A 15908-nucleotide genomic window follows, 5' to 3' on the forward strand; every position below is an offset into this window, starting at 1 on the left:
CGGCGTGAACGCCTTATCCGGGTTATTCAGCAGGCATCGAATACTCGGTAACCTTGTTAATGGTTTCCGGCCCTTGCTTCGGTTTCGGCAGATTGAGTGACGCCAGCGTGTTGTACGCCGACTGGCTCACACCGCCTTCGAAGCTCATCTCCGTCGCTCCCGGCAACTGGTAAGCATTCGCGCCCGGATTCCATTTCTTAAAGAACTCCGAAAGATCCGTCTGGGCGACCCAGGAGGCACACAGCATCAGCGTGTCCGCTGCGTTACCGTTGGATTCAGCACAGTAATTCTTGCCGCCAAACTTGTCATTGCTGACCTCATCGCCGCGTGCTTTACGATGCATCAACTGGAACAGGTTCCAGCCTTTCATCCCTTCACGCTCGCTGTAAAACTCTGGCAGAGGAGTGCCATCTGGATACCATTTCTTGATATCAAAGTTTTTCTCTGCCCATTCCTTCAGCTGCGCGTACATCAGCAGACGGTCACCCGCACCGCCGCGTGCCCATGCCTGACCGTTGCTCTCCTCCAGATATTCCGGCGCAACGGTAATATCGTCAGCGACACGGTTCATCTTGCCGAGATAACGATCCTGCATGTACAGCGCCAGCACGTTGTTAGCGACTTCAGTTGCACCCGGTACAGTCAGCGGCGTTTCTGCGGCGTTGTGCCCTACTTCGTGCCAGATCAACCAGTCGTTCAGCGGCGTCGTCGGCAGCGTGGTGCTGTTCGTCGAGAAGCTGCTGTTCATTACCGGATAACCCGAGTGCGCATCACCGATGGAGATCTGCACATCGTTTGTGAAACGATGTTTATGTCCCGTCAATGCTTTATAGGTAAACATCCGGTGCTTACCGCTCGTTTCATCACGACCGTAGAAGTCATTCATCGAGCTGGCAAAGGTGTCCAGATCGTTAGCGAATTGCTTCAGTCCGCCAGTGTAATTGCTGGCATTCAGGTTCTTCTTCGGTGTGGTATAGACGAAAGCGTCTGATTCCAGCTCACCCAGCGGAGCCGGTGAGTTCAGATCGTTTTTCCATGCGCCGTCTTTATAGAACGGTGCTTTTACCACGCCAGTAAAGGTGAAGCTGGCAGATTCATTGGTAGAGCTATTGCCCTTGATATAAATCAGGCCACCGTAAGGCACCTTGAACTTCACCGTACCGCTAGCGTCCAGAGAGTACGTTTTAGTCACTCTTGGCGGACGGTTCAGCGCAACTTCATGCTTCTCACGTCCGGTCAGGTCGTCAGCCAGCGCCACGGTGACGGTCACAGGAACGTTCGCATTGGACTTAATGGTGACCTCTTTCTGAGCCGGTGCCCACAGGCCAGTTGACTGCATGTTACCTGCAAACCATTTGGTCGGATTCGAGTACAGGCTGATGGTTTCAGTAACGTTCTGTCCCTCTTCCGATACTGCTCCCGGATACTTCTCGACATCAACTTTGATGTTCAGATCCCACCAGGAACGGCCCAGCATCAGGCGTGTCAGCGGTTTTTCCATATAGTTGAGCGGGTAGCTCGGGTTCATCATGCCCGCTTTGCTGCTACCGTCACCGTAAATCATCTTGTTATCGACCAGCGATTTTTTCAGATCTGCAGAACACTTGGTGCCGCCTGCATAGGCATCATTGGCGTAGCAGTTCAGGAACTCGGTGAACGTTTTAAAGCCCAGCTCGTCATTTTTGCCTTCTTCATAACGATAGCTCGTATCGTTCCACAGCCAGACCGACATGTTCTGGTACAGACGTTCCAGATCGACGCAGCTCAGACGCTCACCTTTGCGACCATTGGTCCGGAAGTAGAGCTCATGCTGATACAGACGCTGAATGTTGGTGCCTAAATCCGCAGCCTGCACCATCGCTTTTGCAGTGTCGGCGTTAAGGCTTAGTTGCGTATACTGTGGAACATACATGCCACCAGTAACCGGAACCCCCGTGCCAGGACGATATTCCAGGCAGTTGACCTCATAGTGATATGCCGGATTAGTACACTCTTTCAGCCCCGGGAACGCGGCGAAAATTTTCTCCTTCGCAGCCTTCAGAGAATCCTCTGTTTTATGATCGGCCTCATCAATAAAGGCATAACGCGTTTCCTGTTTGCCATCTACATCTTCCAGCCAGCTGGCAACTTCCAGCTTCGGTTTGTCATCAGGTTTGTTTTCTACCTGATATTTCCACTTAACTTCCCCTGTCTTACTATCGATGGTGTACGGCAGCGCACCATCTACGGCAGGATAACGTTCATAGACCCAAATGCCCGTTGCGCGCTGCTGACGAACGCGGTTCGGATACCCTTGCGGATCGTTATTTACTACCGACTTGTTAAGCGCCATCGACAAACCTGCGGCATCAAGCAGACGTACAAAGCCAGATGCGCTCTCTTCCTTAAGATTGCTCATCACGTTTTCCATGATCAGCACCGATCCACCTTTGTTCAGATAGGCGATCAGATCGGTCACATCCTGCTGAGTCAGCTTCGGTTTGCTGGTATCTGCACGCAGCGGGATTGCATAAGGATCGTTACCCACCTGAGTCACATATTCAAAGCCGTTAAGGATCAGCAGCGGCATTTCCTGCGGATCGAGATCGCCATAGCTACTTAAATGCTCAACAGAGATGCCCGCAAAATCCGGATGGAAGTCGAACGCAGCGCTGTTTCCTGTAACCTGACCATGACGTTTAAAATAGACAGTATCCAGGTTGGTGCCTACGGTCATGCTGGCTTTCGCGTCCGGCGTCCATTTATCGTCGGACAGATAGCGCAGCACGTTCTCCATGAAGTTCTTCATGTCATCCGGGTCGCTGTTGAGCGTACACTGCCCATCTTTATTAACGCCCCCGTTCCAGCTGTAACCGTTCGGGCAACGCAAAATGCTGTTGTAGTGTGGGTTACCGATAACCATCAGTTTGCCCTCACCGACTTGCCCCAGCGAAATAAACGGCAGGTTGAAAGTGGCGGTATCGCGCGTAACGTTTTCCGGCTCAACAAGAGAAGGCGCTTCCGTAATGTACGCCAGCTCATTTTTATCCCAGGCGCGTTTTTCGCCAAACGCCAGCCAGTAGTTTTTATCATTACGCGCCATCAGAATCGGGAAGGCCGCGTTGGAGATATTCACCACCGCCTGACCGCGCGCATTACCCGTGCTGCCATAGAAGTTGGTAGAGTCATGGAATACATGGAACTTACTGACAGATTTGTAGTTCGTATCCACGCCCCACAGCTTGTTGATAACGCCCTGAATCTGGCCGTCATTAACATTGCGCGTTGTCAGCGAGAACCAGCGAGCCTCGTTACAACCATCGGTTTTCGCACAAATCGCGGTATCGATCTCTTTGGCCTGACCCGTCTTAAACTGCTCGATAAATTCGTTAGGCAGATTAACGACTTGCTCACCTTCCCCCAGCGTCGCACCATTGGATAACGAGAGATTGATAATCTCGTTGATCACGTTGGGATATTCGGCAAAGACCTTGCGTACATCATCCGGAACAACACGGGTATTATTTTGCCCGGTCGTCGAATAGCGATGAATAAGCTGATCGATATTCGCCCCGCGAACTTCATCACCCAGTTCAGTCAGCGCAATGGTCGACTTATTGCCGCGCACTGAACCCAGTTCAAAGGTATCGATACCAAAGGAGATGGTTTCGCCCCAGCTAAAAGAAAATTCACCATTTTCCCCTGTCACGCCACGGCCTGAATTGGTGTAGTAGTTGACGCCAGCAACACCATATCCCTGGCTATCCACCAGGCGACCTTCTGAGAGAATGATTTCCGAAGGTTGATACTGATAAAACTGTTCCGCGTTAGCCGACACGAAGGAGGCGTTCAGATCCGGTTTTGTTCCCGGAGTCGTGACGGGGACTACCGGTGAAGTATGAGTGGATGGCGCTTTATCAGTCGCGGCATTGTTTTCCACCTCTTCATTGACCAGCTTTTTGAACTCTTCCGGTGCCAGATCGATTTGCTTATACAGCGAGTCGAAACGTTTACTCTCGATCACCGAGGAGAACTCCAGGCACACCTGTTCTGTATTCGCCGGGCAACTGTTCATGGAGGTGACCAGCGAGAGCGCATTGCTTTTCTTGTTGTCGGAACCCGCCAGTTCTTGCGCGTCCTCAAGACTAAACGACACTTTTTCAACCGCACGCAGGCTACGCGCAGCTTCTGACTGGGTGTCGAAGGTAGCAATTGTCGTGTTGTTCCCTGCCACACAGGTGACTTTGTCGCCTGGTGTAAAGGTAAAGCCATCGCTGGATTCATCATTACAGGTGATATCACCAGTTACCCGCAGGCTTCCGCCCAGGGTCAGATAACCCGTTTTCGTAGGAACAGGTTCTGGCTCCGGTTCTGGTGTTGGCTCAGGATCAGGTGTCGGTTCCGGCGTAGGTTCTGGGTCCGGCGTTGGCTCAGGCGTCGGCTCCGGGTTTGGTGTTGGATCAGGTTTCACTTCCGGCAAAGACCCTGTTCCAGAATCTACAGGCGGCGTATCGGAGGAAGATCCGGAGCCACCGCCATCACAACCGGCTAACAGGGTTGCACTCAAAATAGCCGCTAAAAGCGATTTCTTATATTTAAATTTCTTATTCATTAATAACGCAAGTGACAAAACAATGTTAAAAAATTCGTAACTGGGAGAAATAGTTTTATGCTTTATCTTCTTTAATAATTTCCTCCATTCTTAAGAAAACGACATCATTGATAGAAAACAGGTGAAATTTATAAGAATAACCCCTATTTGATGTCTGGCTGGCTATTTTTACGAAATTTCAACAAACAAAAAATTAACAACATTTCACAACGCAACTATATAAATTCGTTGGTAGTTTTAACGATTAAGATTGCAAAAGCAACAGATAGAACGGTGTTTGCTCATCAAGCGAACATAATTAATACAGACTTGTTTTGCGTGATAAAAAAAATAGATGTTCTCACGCTCTTAATTATTTAGCAGGTTATCTGAACACAAAACATTATTGCCGCATGGATAATAAAGCGAGAAATAATTTTCAATTAATAAGACAGAATAATGTAAATGAAGCCGGATGATATTAACGATCATCCGGCATTATTGATTTACGAGACCAACATTCCAGTAAACACATACGCCTGCAACAACGTGATAACGCCGATAACGCTGGCAAAAATCAGACTGTGCTTCACGGTGTAGCGGAATAGTTCAGATTCTCGGCCCACCATGCCCGTCGCGGCGCAGGCCACGGCGATAGATTGCGGGGAGATCATCTTGCCAGTTACGCCGCCGCTGGTATTTGCTGCCACCAGCAGAGTGTCAGAGACGTTGATTTGCTGCGCCGTGGTCGATTGCAGTGAACCAAACAGGGCGTTTGAAGAAGTGTCCGAGCCGGTAAGGAATACCCCCAGCCAGCCGAGGAACGGTGAGAAAAACGGGAACATCACGCCTGTACCTGCCAGTACCAGCGCCAGCGTGGTGGACATGCCGGAATAGTTGGTGACGAAGGCGAACGCCAGCACCATGCCAATCGACAATATCGGCCACTTCAGACTAATTAGCGTTTCGGCAAAGACGCCAATCCCTTTCTTGATGCCCACGCCGAGGATGAAGATAGAGATAATCGCCGCAATAAAAATAGCGGTGCCGCCAGCCGAGAGAGGGTCGAATTTAAACACCGCATCCATTGGCGTTGGTTGGGCGACAATGGGTGCCGCTTTCAACACTTGTTGATGCAAATGAGGGATCTGGAAATTAATCACCAGTGAATAAAACGCGCCGCCCGGAGCAAATAACGCTTTAAACGGCTTCATGGTCCAGATGGTGACCAGCACCGTTAAGATTAAAAACGGTGACCACGCACGAATGATTTGCCCCAGACTATATTCTGAAGGCACGGGACCGCCAGAAGATGGCTTATTTACCACCATCGCACCTGCGGATTGCCCCATGCTGATTGCCGTTTCGGTATTTTTCGGCCGCCAGACTTTAAGGAATAAAGCGAGTGAGACGATACTCACCAGCGCCGAAGTAATATCCGGCAGTTCCGGACCAATATAGTTAGAGGTAAAGAACTGAGTGACAGCAAAGCTTCCCCCAGCAACCAGCGCCGCTGGCCACGTCTCTTTCACCCCTTTCCAGCCGTCCATCATTGCTACCAGCCAGAACGGCACAAGAACCGACAGGAACGGTAACTGACGTCCCGCCATTGCGCCAATGTGGAACGGATCGATTCCCGTTACCTGACCGGCGACCAGAATCGGCACGCCCAACGCACCAAACGCCACTGGCGCAGTGTTGGCAATCAGACACAGCCCCGCCGCGTATAACGGTTTGAAGCCCAGGCCCACCAGCAGCGCACCGGTAATCGCCACCGGCGCACCAAAGCCAGCCGCTCCTTCCAGTAACGCACCAAAGGAGAAACCAATCAGTAACACCTGCAAACGCTGATCGTCGGTGATGGAGATAACCGAGCTGCGGATAATATCGAACTGACCGCTGGCAACGGTTAATTTATAGAGGAACACCGCCGCGACAATAATCCACGCAATAGGCCATAATCCATAAATAAAGCCATAGCCCGCAGCAGCAAAAGCCATATCAATCGGCATTTTAAAGGCGAATATCGCAATCAGGATAGATAAGATAAGGGTTATTGCTCCAGCGACATGTCCTTTCAGACGTAATACCGCGAGTGCAACGAAGAAGAATATTATCGGGATCAGGGCGACCAGAGCGGATAGCCCCAGTCCTCCCATCGGCATATACATTTGGGTCCAGGTAACCATATTGTTCAGTCTCTTATTATCTTTATATGCTTGATATACTTAAGGTTGTAATAAGCAAAAGAGGACTGAACTGTAAAATATAGGCGTTATACTTTACAGCAACAGTACGCCGCTAACGCAATTGCTACCTCTGGCATAACAAGTATATCGGGTAAGGGTTTCTGTTCCGCACACGCAGGCGCAGAGTATCGTTAAGATGTCCATATTGTTGTTTTAGGCCCGCTAGTAATGCGCTACGGGTATTTAATATTGTTAAACCCTGATAATCGCTCCGGTTATTTCCGGGATAAATGTACTACCGCAGTTACTATCATAGCCCCGACAATAAAACTTGCCGGGGCTTTTTTTGACGCTATTAATGACTTTCTTTTTCGCGTAAACGCCAGGCGTGTAATAACGGTTCGGTATAGCCGTTTGGCTGTTTCACGCCGAGGAAGATTAAATCGCTGGCAGCTTTAAAAGCACACGAGTTAGCGAAATTCCCCGCCATCGGACGATAAGCCGGATCGCCAGCGTTTTGCTGATCAACCACTTTCGCCATATTCTCCAGCGACGCCTGCACCTGTTCTTTGGTCAGAATACCGTGACGTAACCAGTTGGCGATATGCTGGCTGGAGATACGCAGCGTTGCGCGGTCTTCCATCAGCGCCACATTGTGAATATCCGGCACTTTTGAACAACCAATCCCCTGCTCCACCCAGCGCACCACGTACCCCAGAATCCCCTGCACGTTGTTATCCAGCTCTTGTTGGATCTCTTCCACCGACCAGTTAGCGTTTTCAGCCACCGGAATAGTCAGCAGATCGTCCAGCAGCGGTTCAAATTCAGCATTGAACTCGGTCTGGGCAATGTTGGCTTGCACGCTCTGTACGTTGGTTTGGTGGTAGTGCAGCGCATGGAGCGTAGCAGCGGTTGGTGACGGAACCCAGGCTGTGTTTGCCCCGGCACGCAGTTGGTCGCCCTTCTGGCTGTACATGTCTGCCATCAGGTCCGGCATTGCCCACATGCCTTTACCAATTTGCGCTTTACCGCGCAGCCCACAGAACAGACCGGAAAGCACGTTATTACGCTCGTAGGCTTTGATCCACGGCGTCGATTTCATCTGGTTTTTACGCAGCATCGGGCCAGCTTCCATCACCGAATGCATTTCATCGCCGGTACGGTCGAGGAAACCGGTATTGATGAACGCCACGCGATTGCGCGCCTGAGCGATACAGCTACGCAAGTTCAGCGAGGTCCGACGTTCTTCATCCATAATGCCCATTTTCAGGGTATTCGGTGCCATACCGAGCATTGTCTCAATGCGGGTAAACAGTTTGTTGGCGAACGCCACTTCCTGCGGACCGTGCATTTTCGGTTTCACAATATAGACGCTGCCAGTGCGCGAGTTTTTCTGCACTTTTAAATCATAGAGGGCGATCGCGCCAGTCATGACGCCATCAAGAATGCCTTCCGGGATTTCATTGCCTTCGCTGTCCCAAATCACAGGAATGGTCATCAAATGACCCACGTTGCGGATAAACAGCAGCGAGCGTCCGTGCAGAGAAATTTCAGAGCCATCGGCGGCGGTGTAATGACGATCGTCATTCAGTTTACGCACGATTTGTCGACCGTTTTTCTCCATTTTCTCTTGCAGAGTCCCCTGCATCAGGCCCAGCAGATTGCGGTACAGCAGGATTTTATCTTCCGCATCAACCGCCGCGACCGAATCTTCGCAGTCGAGAATGGTACTGATGGCCGCTTCGACGATAACATCGTTGATGTGCGCCGGATCGTCTTTGCCAATCCGCCCGTTGGCATCAATTTGCAGTTCAATATGCAGGCCGTTATTTTTCAGCAAAATGCAGGTCAGCGCAGCGGCATCGCCACGGTAACCGACAAACTGCGCCGGGGTACGTAACGTGGTTTCTTTACCATTTTTCAACTGGATGCGTAATTGTTTATCGACCACCTTAAACGCCACCACATCCTGATAGCTGCCATTTTCCAGCGGTAGAGATTCATCGAGGAAACGCCGAACCCAGGCGATAACCTGCTCACCGCGTTGCGGATCGTAGCCGCTGACCATCGCCCCTTCCTGCGGGATGATGTCGCTGCCGTATAACGCATCGTACAGTGAGCCCCAGCGAGCGTTCGCCGCGTTCAGCGCGTAGCGGGCGTTCATTGCCGGAACCACCAGCTGTGGCCCCGCCTGACTGGTGATTTCGCTGTCAATGCCCGTGGTTTCCACCGTCACGCGCTCCGGTTGCGGCACCAGGTAGCCCAGTTCACGCAGGAAAGATTTATAGGCCGCTTTATCTTTTACCGGCCCCGGATTGCTGCGATGCCACTCATCAAGCGCCGCCTGAATGCGATCGCGTTCTGCCAGCAACTGACGATTTTCTGGTGCCAGATCGTGAACGATTTCATCAAAATTGCGCCAGAACGCCGCAGCGTCCAGCCCTGTTCCCGGTAAAACTTCTTCATCCACAAAACGTTTAAAATTGGCGTCAATGCGTAAACGGCCCTGGGTTATGGTTTGACTCATTGTTTATCTCCTCGTTTTCGCTTATTTCGCCAACACCGCTGCTGCCGCTTTCGCGACCTGCGCATCCTGTGCTCCGGTTAAACCAGAAACGCCCACGGCACCAATAATTTGCCCATCAACAACAACCGGTACGCCACCTTCCAGCGACGTCAGTAACGGCGCAGTCACGAACGCGGTACGTCCGTTGTTCACCATCTCTTCATAGCCCTTAGTTTCACGACGCCCCAGCGCGGCGGTACGCGCTTTCTCCTGGGAGATGTAAGCCGCAATCGGCGCGCAATCGTCCATGCGACTTAACGCCAGCAGATGACCGCCGTCATCGGCAACAGCAATGGAAACAGACCAGTTATTTTTCTGCGCCTCTTCCTGACCTGCGGCAATAATTGCACTCGCCATTTGCTGGCTAAGAATGACTTTAGTTTTCATTTTTTTATTCCTTTTCAAGGGCTTGTTCTACAATTTCAATCCAGTGACGCACAGAGGTACGACCGGCGCTCGCCAGATGCGTCTGGCAACCAATGTTGGCGGTGACGATCATTTCCGGTTTGCCGCTTTCCAGCGCATTCATTTTGTTATCCCGCAGCTGGCGTGCCAGATCGGGATGCGTTAACGCATATGTTCCCGCTGAACCGCAGCACAGATGGCTGTCGGGAACGTCCGTTAAGGTAAATCCAAGACGAAGCAACACTTTTTCCACTTCGCCGTTCAGCTTTTGCGCATGTTGTAGGGTACACGGGCAGTGGAAGGCCAGTTTTTTATCGCCGCGAACTGCCAGTTTTTCCAGCGGTTCCTCGCGCAGAAGCTCGACTAAATCGACCGCCAGTTCACTGACTTGACGCGCTTTATCGGCATATAACGCATCGTTTTTCAGCATCTGCCCGTACTCTTTGACAAACGCGCCGCAACCGCTGGCGGTTTGCAAAATTGCCTCAGCACCTGCTTCAATCGCGGGCCACCAGGCATCAATATTATTGCGCGCCCGCGCCAGCCCTTTCTCCTGCGCATTAAGATGATAGTCCACCGCGCCACAACAGCCTGCTTCGTTAGCTGACATGACGCTGATCCCCAGACGATCCAGCACTCGCGCAGTTGCCGCGTTGGTGTTGGGCGAAAGCGTAGGCTGGGCGCAGCCTTCCAGCATTAAAACCCGACGCTTATGGCGCAGCGGCGGACGCGGTTTAGCTTTCACCGTTTCAGCAGGCAGTTTTGCTCTGACCTGTTCCGGTAAAAACGGTCGCAGCACCAGCCCTACCTGCGTCAGCGCACGGAAGACCGCCGGACGCGGCACTACCTGGCGCAATCCTTCGCGCAGTATTCGCTCCGGCAGTGGGCGTTTTACTTTCTGCTCGACAATATCACGCCCGATATCCAGCAAATTGTGATAGCGCACACCAGAAGGACAGGTGGTTTCACAATTGCGGCAAGTGAGGCAGCGATCGAGATGCTCCTGTGTTTTAAGCGTGACTTCGTTGCCTTCCAGCACCTGTTTAATCAGATAGATGCGCCCGCGCGGCCCGTCCAGTTCATCGCCCAGAAGCTGATAGGTTGGGCAGGTTGCGGTACAAAATCCGCAGTGAACACAGGCGCGCAGGATGCTGTCGGCTTCCAGCGCCCGCGCGTTCTGCCGCATCTCTTCAGTTAATTGGGTTTGCATAGCCTGCTCCTCAAAGTTCCGCGTACATGCGACCGGGGTTAAACACGCCGCAAGGGTCGAGCTGCTGTTTAAGCTGCTGGTGATAGCGGAATAAAGGAGCCGGTAGCGGGGCAAAGCCACCCTCTCCGGCACTAAAGCGGGTCGCATGACCGCCAGCGTTGCGGGCGATGCGATGGATTTGATTGTCATCGGCTGTCGATTTCAGCCAGCGTAACGCCCCGCCCCAGTCGATCAGTTGCTCGCCGGGTAAATCCATCATCGGCGCATCACTGGGTAATGAAATGCGCCATAAGGTACCTGGTAACGAGAAGAACGGCAGTTGTTGTTCACGCAATTGCTGCCAGAACTGACCCGCAACCTCTTCGCCCCCCAGCAGTTCACGCGCCGCTTTTACCGATCCTTCGCCGCCCTCAAGGCGGATCCACAACGCATTGTCGAAGTAACATAAGCCACTAATAGGTAGCGGCTGGAGTTGCCACTGGGCGATTTCGTTCATGGCTTCTTGCAGGCTGATTTCCCGACGCAGGCTCAGGGAGGCGCGCGGTCGCGGTAACACTTTCATCGAGATTTCAGTGAGCACGCCAAGACAACCGTAGCTTCCGGCCATTAACCGTGAGAGATCGTATCCGGCAACGTTTTTCATCACTTCGCCACCAAAACGCAGATGTTTTCCAGCGCCGGTAATGATGCGCGTGCCGAGGACAAAATCGCGGACCGAACCGCTCCACGGGCGACGCGGCCCCGCCAGCCCGCAGGCGACCATCCCACCCCAGGTGGCTTCTTCACCATAATGCGGCGGCTCGCAGGGAAGCATTTGCCCGGCGCTCTCCAGCGCCGCTTCAATCGCCACCAGCGGCGTTCCGGCACGCGCGGTTATCACCAGCTCGGTCGGGTCGTAATTAACAATGCCGCGATGACAACGCACATCCAGCGTTTGCCCGGTGACAGGGCGACCTAAAAAGGCTTTGCTATTGCTGCCCTGAATCACCAGCGGCGTTTTATCGCTAATTGCCTGATTCACCTGCTCCAGCAGCGCCTGGCTGTAATCACACTCGCGTAGCATCAGAAACGCTCCAGTTCAGGGAAAGGTAAATGACCGTGATGCACATGCATGGCACCAAATTCAGCACAGCGGTGTAGCGTGGGAATGTTTTTCCCAGGGTTCAGCAAACCATCGGGGTCAAACGCCGCCTTGACCGCATGGAAGGTCGTGATTTCATCGCTGTTGAACTGGGCGCACATTTGATTGATTTTTTCTCGCCCGATGCCATGTTCCCCACTGATGCTGCCGCCAACTTCAACGCAGAGTTCGAGGATCTTCCCACCCAGCTCTTCCGCGCGGGCAAATTCACCGGGTTCGTTGGCATCGAAAAGGATTAACGGGTGCATGTTGCCATCTCCGGCATGAAAGACGTTGGCAACACGTAAATCATATTGCTGCGATAAACGGGCAATGCCTTCCAGTACGCCAGGCAGGGCGCGACGCGGGATGGTGCCATCCATGCAGTAGTAATCCGGGGAGATACGTCCTACCGCCGGGAACGCATTTTTGCGACCGGCCCAGAAACGTACGCGCTCTGCTTCGTCCTGTGCCAGACGGACGTCAGTCGCGCCCGCTTTCAACAAGATGTCGTTAACCCGCTCGCAGTCTTCCTGTACGTCAGACTCCACGCCGTCCAGCTCGCATAACAAAATTGCTTCGGCGTCGACGGGATAACCGGCATGAATAAAATCTTCCGCCGCGCGGATCGACAGGTTATCCATCATCTCCAGCCCGCCGGGGATAATGCCATTGGCGATGATGTCACCAACTGCAAGTCCGGCTTTTTCTACCGAGTCAAAGCTGGCTAACAGAACCCGCGCCACGGGCGGCTTCGGCAGCAGTTTTACCGTCACTTCGGTGGTCACGCCGAGCATACCTTCCGATCCGGTGAACAGCGCCAGCAGGTCAAAACCAGGTGAATCCAGCGCGTCCGATCCCAGCGTCAGCGCCTCGCCGTCCAGCGTTTGCACTTCAATTTTCAGCAGGTTATGTACGGTCAGACCATATTTCAGGCAGTGGACGCCGCCGGCATTTTCTGCCACGTTGCCGCCAATGGAACAGGCGATTTGTGAGGAAGGGTCCGGTGCGTAGTAGAGATTATGCGGTGCAACGGCCTGGGAGATCGCCAGGTTACGCACGCCTGGCTGCACGCGCGCGCGGCGACCAACGGGGTTAATGTCGAGGATCTCTTTAAAGCGCGCCATCACCAACAACACACCTTTTTCCAGCGGCAGCGCGCCACCAGAAAGCCCGGTGCCTGCACCACGGGTCACCACCGGTACACGCAGGCGATGGCAGACAGCAAGAATCGCTGTCACCTGTTCCATTTGCTTAGGCAGAACAACCAGTAATGGACGCGTGCGATACGCGCTCAACCCGTCACACTCGTAAGGAATGATCTCCTCATCGGTATGCATGATCTCAAGTCCAGGGACATGCTCACGCAGTGCCATCAGTACCGATGTGCGGTCGACATCGGGTAAAGCGCCATCAAGACGCTCTTCGTACAAGATGCTCATGAGTAGGCTTCGCTTTGTTGTGTTGTGTGGCAGCTGATTTTTGCGCGCTGCTTCTGTGAACAGTTATTAAGCGGGCTTTTCGTTTTCGTCTATCTCTTTAGCTACCGGTCAGACCATTTTTTTTCCAGCTCTGTGACCTTGCCTTGGTTAACTCAATGTTAAATTGATGTAACATAATCACTTACGTGATGTGCGTGTTTTGCGAGTTAAGAACAGAAAAATTGGTCCTACCTGTGCACGAGGTCCGGGAATGAAAGATGAACGTCGCCCTATTTGCGAAGTGGTTGCAGAGAGTATCGAACGGTTAATTATCGACGGCGTACTGAAGGTCGGTCAGCCACTTCCCTCGGAACGTCGACTGTGTGAAAAGCTCGGCTTCTCACGCTCCGCACTGCGTGAAGGGCTGACCGTGCTGCGCGGGCGCGGGATTATTGAGACGGCGCAGGGTCGCGATTCTCGTGTCGCACGGCTTAATCGGGTGCAGGACACCAGCCCGCTGATCCATCTGTTCAGTACGCAGCCGCGAACGCTGTACGATCTGCTCGACGTTCGCGCATTACTGGAGGGCGAATCGGCAAGGCTGGCGGCAACGCTGGGAACGCAGGCTGATTTTGTTGTGATAACCCGCTGTTATGAAAAAATGCTCGCCGCCAGTGAGAACAACAAAGAGATTTCGCTGATCGAACATGCGCAGTTGGATCACGCTTTCCATCTCGCCATTTGTCAGGCTTCTCACAATCAGGTGCTGGTGTTTACGCTGCAATCATTGACCGATCTGATGTTTAATTCAGTGTTTGCCAGCGTAAATAATCTCTACCATCGACCACAGCAAAAAAAGCAGATCGATCGCCAGCATGCGAGGATCTACAACGCGGTGTTGCAGCGGCTGCCGCACGTCGCCCAGCGCGCAGCACGCGATCATGTGCGGACCGTGAAAAAGAATCTCCACGATATCGAGCTGGAAGGCCACCATTTGATTCGCTCGGCGGTGCCGCTGGAGATGAACCTGAGTTAGCTGGTATTAAATCTGCTTTTCATACAATCGGTAACGCTTGTACGGCTCCGCCCCAATGCGTTCCAGCATGTTATTCATGCCTGTATTGGTTTCGAGGATCCATGACATCTCCAGCGCATCGATCTTCCGGCGGGCAAACGGATCGCGTAAGGCTTCAATCAATAACAGCGCAATCACCGGGCCGATGCGGCTGAACTGATACTCGTCGCGCACGCCCATCAGCGGTACTCGCGCAGTTCGCACACCGCTGACTTTCAAACGCCACAGCAATTTTGCCCAGCCGAAGGGAAAGAGCGATCCGTTCAGATCGGCAATCGCCTCGTTGATGTTCGGCAAGCCGACAATAAACGCGCAGGGTGCAGAATCAATCTCAGCGATATAGATCATATCGTCCGGCACCAGATATTTAAGTTGATCGCCCATGGTCGCGAATTCATGTTCGGTAAACGGCACAAATCCCCAGTTGTGCTGCCAGCCAGAGTTGAAAATCTCACGCAGGATCTGCATTTCTTCGGCAAACCGCTGACGATTGATGCAGCGAATGGTCACCTTTTTGCGCACCTGATCCATCAGTTTTTTTAGCGCCGGAGAGAAAGTGAGATCGGTTCGCTGCATCCACCACGCCAGTAAATCAATGCCTTTGTGATAACCCAGTTGTTCAATATGCGCGGCATACCACGGTTTGCCGTGTGGCATCATCGCACAGGGTGGTGTGTCAAAACCTTCAATCAGTAATCCGCTTTCCTGATTGATATTCAGGCTGAAAGGACCGCTGATCTTACTTGCACCTTGTGACTTCAACCACGCTTCCGCTGCGCCAAACAACGCGGCAAAAACCTGCGGATCATCAATGGCGTCAATCATGCCGCAATGACCGGTATCTTCACCGTAACGCTCACGGTGCAAGGTATCTATTTGCGCGGTAATACGCCCAACTATCTGCCCCGCTTTTTTTGCCACCCACGCCTGCCAGATGATATGGTCCGTCCCCGGATTTTTCGCAGACAAATGCTCGTTGCGTTCTATGAATAAAGGGGGTATCCAGTTTGGATCGTCGGGATAAAGTGATGACGGAAAAGCGATAAATGCCTTAAGGTCATTTTTATTAATTACTTTTTCAATTTTAATCATCAGCAGATCGCATTCCATATCTCTGTGGATAACAAATAATTAACGGTGAAAAACAGGTTGCAACAGCAACGAACGACACCTTAATAATCAACCCAATGAATACAAACAAAGAATAAATAGTATTTATTAATGATTATGATAAGGTTAGAGACTACACAGAAGCGCCTCAATGCCTTTTGTCGATTTAAGGCGACCGGACAAGGCTTCTTCTTAATATATTCATAAATTAAATATCATTCACAATAAAAACAAAAAACTTA

9 protein-coding genes are annotated in these 15908 nt (G+C 52.2%); 1 reads left to right on the top strand and 8 read right to left on the bottom strand.

The window, feature by feature from the left end:
* Positions 1-22 precede the first annotated feature (22 nt).
* The 7 genes from sslE to glcD form a co-directional block, all read right to left on the bottom strand.
* A complete protein-coding gene (gene sslE, locus QZF50_RS11955; RefSeq protein WP_001748751.1) occupies positions 23-4591 on the bottom strand; it encodes a lipoprotein metalloprotease SslE in 4569 nt (1522 codons plus the stop codon).
* Between the two features lie 485 nt (positions 4592-5076).
* Positions 5077-6759, bottom strand: a complete 1683-nt coding sequence (gene glcA / locus QZF50_RS11960; protein WP_000259303.1) for a glycolate permease GlcA — start codon at positions 6757-6759, stop codon at positions 5077-5079.
* A 355-nt stretch (positions 6760-7114) separates the two neighbouring features.
* A complete protein-coding gene (gene glcB, locus QZF50_RS11965) occupies positions 7115-9286 on the bottom strand; it encodes a malate synthase G (RefSeq protein ID WP_000084065.1) in 2172 nt (723 codons plus the stop codon).
* 21 nt (positions 9287-9307) lie between these two features.
* Complete coding sequence (locus QZF50_RS11970) at positions 9308-9712, bottom strand: GlcG family protein (RefSeq protein WP_000853256.1); 405 nt, start codon at positions 9710-9712, stop codon at positions 9308-9310.
* Positions 9713-9716: 4 nt separating this feature from the next.
* Positions 9717-10940: a glycolate oxidase subunit GlcF gene (glcF, locus tag QZF50_RS11975; RefSeq protein WP_001194666.1), complete on the bottom strand. Its 1224-nt coding sequence runs from the start codon at positions 10938-10940 to the stop codon at positions 9717-9719.
* Positions 10941-10950: 10 nt separating this feature from the next.
* Positions 10951-12003, bottom strand: coding sequence for a glycolate oxidase subunit GlcE (gene glcE, locus QZF50_RS11980; protein WP_000943057.1), 1053 nt, complete (start codon positions 12001-12003; stop codon positions 10951-10953).
* A complete protein-coding gene (gene glcD, locus QZF50_RS11985; RefSeq protein ID WP_000026148.1) occupies positions 12003-13502 on the bottom strand; it encodes a glycolate oxidase subunit GlcD in 1500 nt (499 codons plus the stop codon). Before glcD ends, glcE begins: the two co-directional genes overlap by 1 nt.
* Positions 13503-13752: 250 nt before the next feature.
* Between glcD and glcC the strand changes: the two genes are divergently transcribed.
* Positions 13753-14517 (top strand): transcriptional regulator GlcC, encoded by a 765-nt coding sequence (gene glcC / locus QZF50_RS11990; protein WP_001297764.1) that lies wholly within the window; start codon positions 13753-13755, stop codon positions 14515-14517.
* A 6-nt stretch (positions 14518-14523) separates the two neighbouring features.
* On the opposite strand, the gene yghO is transcribed toward glcC, so the two are convergent.
* Complete coding sequence (gene yghO / locus QZF50_RS11995; protein WP_061892532.1) at positions 14524-15666, bottom strand: protein YghO; 1143 nt, start codon at positions 15664-15666, stop codon at positions 14524-14526.
* Positions 15667-15908: the final 242 nt, after the last annotated feature.

Origin of the sequence: uncultured Escherichia sp., assembly GCF_948475835.1 — a bacterium.
Classification (GTDB): domain Bacteria; phylum Pseudomonadota; class Gammaproteobacteria; order Enterobacterales; family Enterobacteriaceae; genus ECMA0423.

Coding starts and splice junctions, on each gene's coding strand:
- glcC (WP_001297764.1), top strand. CDS start 13,753: ATGAAAGATGAACGTCGCCCTATTTGCGAAGTGGTTGCAGAGAGTATC.
- glcA (WP_000259303.1), bottom strand. CDS start 6,759: ATGGTTACCTGGACCCAAATGTATATGCCGATGGGAGGACTGGGGCTA.
- glcE (WP_000943057.1), bottom strand. CDS start 12,003: ATGCTACGCGAGTGTGATTACAGCCAGGCGCTGCTGGAGCAGGTGAAT.
- glcB (WP_000084065.1), bottom strand. CDS start 9,286: ATGAGTCAAACCATAACCCAGGGCCGTTTACGCATTGACGCCAATTTT.
- sslE (WP_001748751.1), bottom strand. CDS start 4,591: ATGAATAAGAAATTTAAATATAAGAAATCGCTTTTAGCGGCTATTTTG.
- QZF50_RS11970 (WP_000853256.1), bottom strand. CDS start 9,712: ATGAAAACTAAAGTCATTCTTAGCCAGCAAATGGCGAGTGCAATTATT.
- glcF (WP_001194666.1), bottom strand. CDS start 10,940: ATGCAAACCCAATTAACTGAAGAGATGCGGCAGAACGCGCGGGCGCTG.
- glcD (WP_000026148.1), bottom strand. CDS start 13,502: ATGAGCATCTTGTACGAAGAGCGTCTTGATGGCGCTTTACCCGATGTC.
- yghO (WP_061892532.1), bottom strand. CDS start 15,666: ATGGAATGCGATCTGCTGATGATTAAAATTGAAAAAGTAATTAATAAA.